General features: G+C 42.0%; 4 protein-coding genes. 1 reads left to right on the forward strand and 3 read right to left on the reverse strand.

All coding sequences use genetic code 11. From position 1 onward, the window contains the following. Positions 1-8: 8 nt before the first annotated feature. The gene (locus B4J23_RS05685; protein WP_159124355.1) at positions 9-1,811 is read right to left on the reverse strand and encodes an ABC transporter ATP-binding protein; all 1,803 of its coding nucleotides are present in this window, start codon (positions 1,809-1,811) and stop codon (positions 9-11) included. Between the two features lie 160 nt (positions 1,812-1,971). Between B4J23_RS05685 and B4J23_RS05690 the strand changes: the two genes are divergently transcribed. Next, the gene (locus B4J23_RS05690) at positions 1,972-2,592 is read left to right on the forward strand and encodes an alpha-ketoglutarate-dependent dioxygenase AlkB family protein (protein WP_284879476.1); all 621 of its coding nucleotides are present in this window, start codon (positions 1,972-1,974) and stop codon (positions 2,590-2,592) included. Between the two features lie 233 nt (positions 2,593-2,825). Here B4J23_RS05690 and ruvX read toward each other — a convergent pair whose 3' ends face one another. Both ruvX and B4J23_RS05700 read right to left on the reverse strand, forming a co-directional pair. Further along, entirely contained in the window at positions 2,826-3,269 is a 444-nt protein-coding gene (gene ruvX / locus B4J23_RS05695; RefSeq protein WP_291359205.1) for a Holliday junction resolvase RuvX, read from the reverse strand. Next, complete coding sequence (locus B4J23_RS05700; protein ID WP_004787233.1) at positions 3,262-3,816, reverse strand: YqgE/AlgH family protein; 555 nt, start codon at positions 3,814-3,816, stop codon at positions 3,262-3,264. Before B4J23_RS05700 ends, ruvX begins: the two co-directional genes overlap by 8 nt. Between the last annotated feature and the right edge of the window lie 183 nt (positions 3,817-3,999).

The following is a 3,999-nucleotide window of genomic DNA, read 5'->3' on the forward strand; positions in this document are numbered from 1 at the left end:
ATGTAGAGCTAACTATGCGTTTCTTCCTCTGCATCATCTTCAAAAGTCTTGGCAATTTTTTCAATATTCAGGCTCTTCGCCATCGCATCAAAAATTTCCTTATATACGCCGTCTTGATGATAAAGCGCGTCATGTTCACCGTGTTCGGCAATACAACCTTCTTTCATTACATAGGTATAGTCTGCATCAATAATTTGAGACAGGCTATGCGAAATAATAATCACGGTACGGCCTTGCTTGATCTGATCCAGACTTTGTTTGATCTGTTCTGTCGCAATGGCATCCAGACTCGCCGTCGGCTCGTCCAGAAAAATAATCGGCGGGTTTTTCAGGAACATCCGTGCGATGGCAATCCGCTGTTGCTGACCGCCGGACAGTTGCAGGGCATCGGAATCATAGCCATCCGGTAGCTGTAAGATCTGTTCATGAATTGAGGCTTTTTGAGCAGCAGCAATCACTTCATCCATACTGGCATTGGTTTTGCCATAACGGATATTGTCAAAAATCGTGCCCTGAAAAATATGGTTTTTTTGTAGCACCAATCCGATATGATCACGCAGATATTGAGTGTCATAATCTTTTAAGTCGATCCCATCCAGCTTGATCTGGCCTTCCTGTGGTTCATAAAATTTATCGAGCAGACTGATCAAGGTTGATTTACCAGCACCAGATAACCCTACCAGTGCGGTAATGGTATTGGGTCGAATCTCCATATTGATATCCTTTAAGGCATGATGCCCATTCGGATAATAAAAATTCACGCCACTTAGCTCAAATCGGCCTTGGACAGGTGGTTTTTGCTGTCCGCTTTGCTCAATTTCAGCATCTGCTTCCAGAATATTAAAGAAGCTCTCTGAATAAATCATGGCATCATTCACTTCATCATAAATCCGGTGCAACGAGCGAATCGGTGCAGAGACGTTATTAAAGAGCAGCACATGGTACATGATCATGCCGATACTCATCTGTCCATCCAGTACAAAATATGAGGTTAGAATAATAATCAGCACTATGCCAATCTGTTCAATAAAGGTTTTCAGACCATCAAACAGGAAGCTGGTCTGCCGGGTTTTCATCTGGTTATCGGTCAGTTCACGCTGTAAGCTCAGCTGTTTGTCTGATTCAATTGATTCCCGGTTAAAGGATTTGATGACTGTAATTGAATTAATGATGCTGAGAATACCTTGGCTCTTTTTTTCCCGACCATCTCTCAGACTACGACGCCATCCACCGAGTTTTTGTGCCTGTTTATAGGTGAGCCAGAAGTAGATCGGCACAATCGCTGTGGCGACCAGTCCGACATAAAAATTGGCATAGTACATCAGCCCTAGCGCGACAATTGCACTGGTAAACAGAGGAAAAATATCAATAAAAAAGATCTGAACCAGTCGGGTGAGGGAGCCAATTCCGCGGTCGATTCGGGTCTGTAATTTTCCAGCCTGATTATTATCCTGATTAAAAAAAGCCAGCCGGTATTTTAAAAACTTTTCAATAATGCCTTGAGCCAGGTCTTGGGAAATAAAAATCCGCAGCTTTTCTCCATAAAACTTTTGTCCAAACTGTACCAGTGCATTCACCACCTCTTTACCAAGTAAAATGGCAGAAATAGTGATCAGAATATGCCAGCCTTCATCCAGCCCTTGTCCTTGTTCCAGCAAAGCATTGATACTGTCGACTGCATATTGCAGGGTCAGTGCATTGACCTGAGCAGTAAAGGAACCGATTAGGGTCAGAATGAGGGTCGCAATCACCAGAAGTCGATAAGGACTGACAAAGGGACGAAGTTTTAAAAACAGCTGCCATAAATTCATAAGCAATTATTTTTATTGTCAAAGTTGAATTTAGTCTAGGCAGGAATAGAGGTACTCACAAGAGTAAATGTTGTATTTATTTGTGAAATTAGATTGTAATTTTTCTGGATAAGTCTCAATCTTTTCAGCAAGATACTGAAATTTTTAGACTGATTTTAAAATGACTTTGGACCTGTTTGCGCCAGAACCTCAAATGAATTTATTACCCTTTGATGGGGTGGTAGAGGATTATGGCCAGATTTTAAATGAGCAGCAGAGCCAGCAATATTTACAGCATTTTCTAGCTCATCTGGCCTGGCAAGCGGATGAAGTCACTTTATTTGGCAAGCATTATATTACTGGGCGAAAAGTCGTCTGGTATGGTGATGAACACTATCAATATCATTATTCCGGAAGTTTCAAACAAGCTCATATCTGGACACCGGGGCTATTTCGGTTAAAGCAGCATATTGAAAAATTGGTGGGCCATTCCTTTAATTCCTGCCTGGCCAATTTATATGAAGATGGTTCGCAAGGTCTGGGCTGGCATAGTGATGATGAAGCTGCTCTATATCAAGGAACGTCACAGGAAAATGTGATTGCATCCCTCAGTTTGGGGGCAACCCGCAAGATGAGCTTTAAACACAAAACAGAGAATGAAACAGTAGATCTGCTTTTACAAAGTGGTCAGTTGATTGTGATGCAAGGACAGACCCAACACTACTGGAAACATTGCATCCGGAAAACGACTCGGGTTTTAGAACCTAGAATTAACCTGACCTTTCGTTATTTTTTTCCTTAGTTAAATCTCTTCATAAAATAAAAAATATTAGTCCATTCGTATTTAAAGTTCTTTCTCTCAGGGAGAAAGTGAGGATGAGGGAGTTCCTTTGCTCATTGTTGAATGATTAAAAAATGATTGATGAAGGCACTCTATTGTTTTTAGATTGAAAGTATCCCAATGAGCTAAAAAAGGGATTCTTTAATTCAAAAAAATAGCATCTCGAAAGATGCTATTACTGATATTTAAAAAATTTAAGGTTGCAGTCCAGCCGGATGCCGATACCAGCTTTCAATCAAGAGGGCAGCAGCAATACTGTCCGCAGACAATTTTTTGCCACGACCTTGAGCCTGATAATGATCCAGTTCATCCCGTGCTTCACGAGTGGTCAGGCGTTCATCCACCATCAAGGTTTCAATATTGGTCTGATGACGTAAACGGCGGGCAAATTTTCGTGCCCGTGTCGACAGTTCAGATTCACTATCATCCATATTCAGTGGAAGTCCCACTAAAAATAGGCTTGGCTGATGGTTTTTTACAATTTTCAGTAATTCGTCCCAGTTCGGAATCCCGTCTTTCATAGGAAATAAAGGGAGGGGGGTGGTACTTTCAATCAGGAATTGGCCGACTGCCATTCCCATTTTCTGTGTACCAAAATCAAACGCCATAATAGTGTTTGGCGCGTTTACATCAGGCATGTCCAATCTCGGAAGATAACCAGGTTCGGTCTACGCCCATTTTTTTATAGGCAGCATCCCAGCGGTCGTTATAAGGTAAGTTAAAAATCAGGTCCATATCGGATTCACAGATTAGCCAGTCACCCCGGGCAATCTCTTCTTCAAGCTGATGTTTGCCCCAGCTCGCATAACCCAATGCGATCTGATAGCGGCCTACACCTTCATTATGCGCAATCGCATCCAGAATATCTTTAGATGTGGTAATACAAACATTTTCACCCACAGCAATAGAGGAATGCCAAGTCGGCTGACCGGTATGCAGGACAAAACCGGCCTCTGGTCGCAAAGGTCCACCTTGCAACACTTCATGGGGATTGACATTATCCGCCTCAATATCCAGATCATTCAGCAATTCTTTAATTTGAATGCCAGCAGGGCGGTTAATAATAATCCCTTGAGCGCCATCTTCATCATGACGGGCCAGATAAATGACCGTGTGGGCAAAAAAATCGTCACTTGCATGGGGTGGCGCAATCAGACAACGATGAGTCAGATATTGTTTAGTCACCTGAGCGGCTCTCCAAAAGTCTATATCGTTTGTGATCGTGGTAGATGATTTATCAGGGCAAAAGACTGGATTTTCAATTTGCAAATTATCTATTCCTTTATTTACTTATCCCACAAAAATGCACCACTGACAACTTAGCTTTGTAGATACTGAGTATAAAAAAACTAGGGTGTGTTGACACTT

Source organism: Acinetobacter sp. UBA3025, assembly GCF_002367915.1.
GTDB lineage: Bacteria > Pseudomonadota > Gammaproteobacteria > Pseudomonadales > Moraxellaceae > Acinetobacter.

Excerpts from the sequence above, each read along its gene's own strand:
- B4J23_RS05685 (WP_159124355.1), bottom strand. The coding sequence starts at position 1,811 with ATGAATTTATGGCAGCTGTTTTTAAAACTTCGTCCCTTTGTCAGTCCT.
- B4J23_RS05690 (WP_284879476.1), top strand. The coding sequence starts at position 1,972 with ATGACTTTGGACCTGTTTGCGCCAGAACCTCAAATGAATTTATTACCC.
- ruvX (WP_291359205.1), bottom strand. The coding sequence starts at position 3,269 with ATGCCTGATGTAAACGCGCCAAACACTATTATGGCGTTTGATTTTGGT.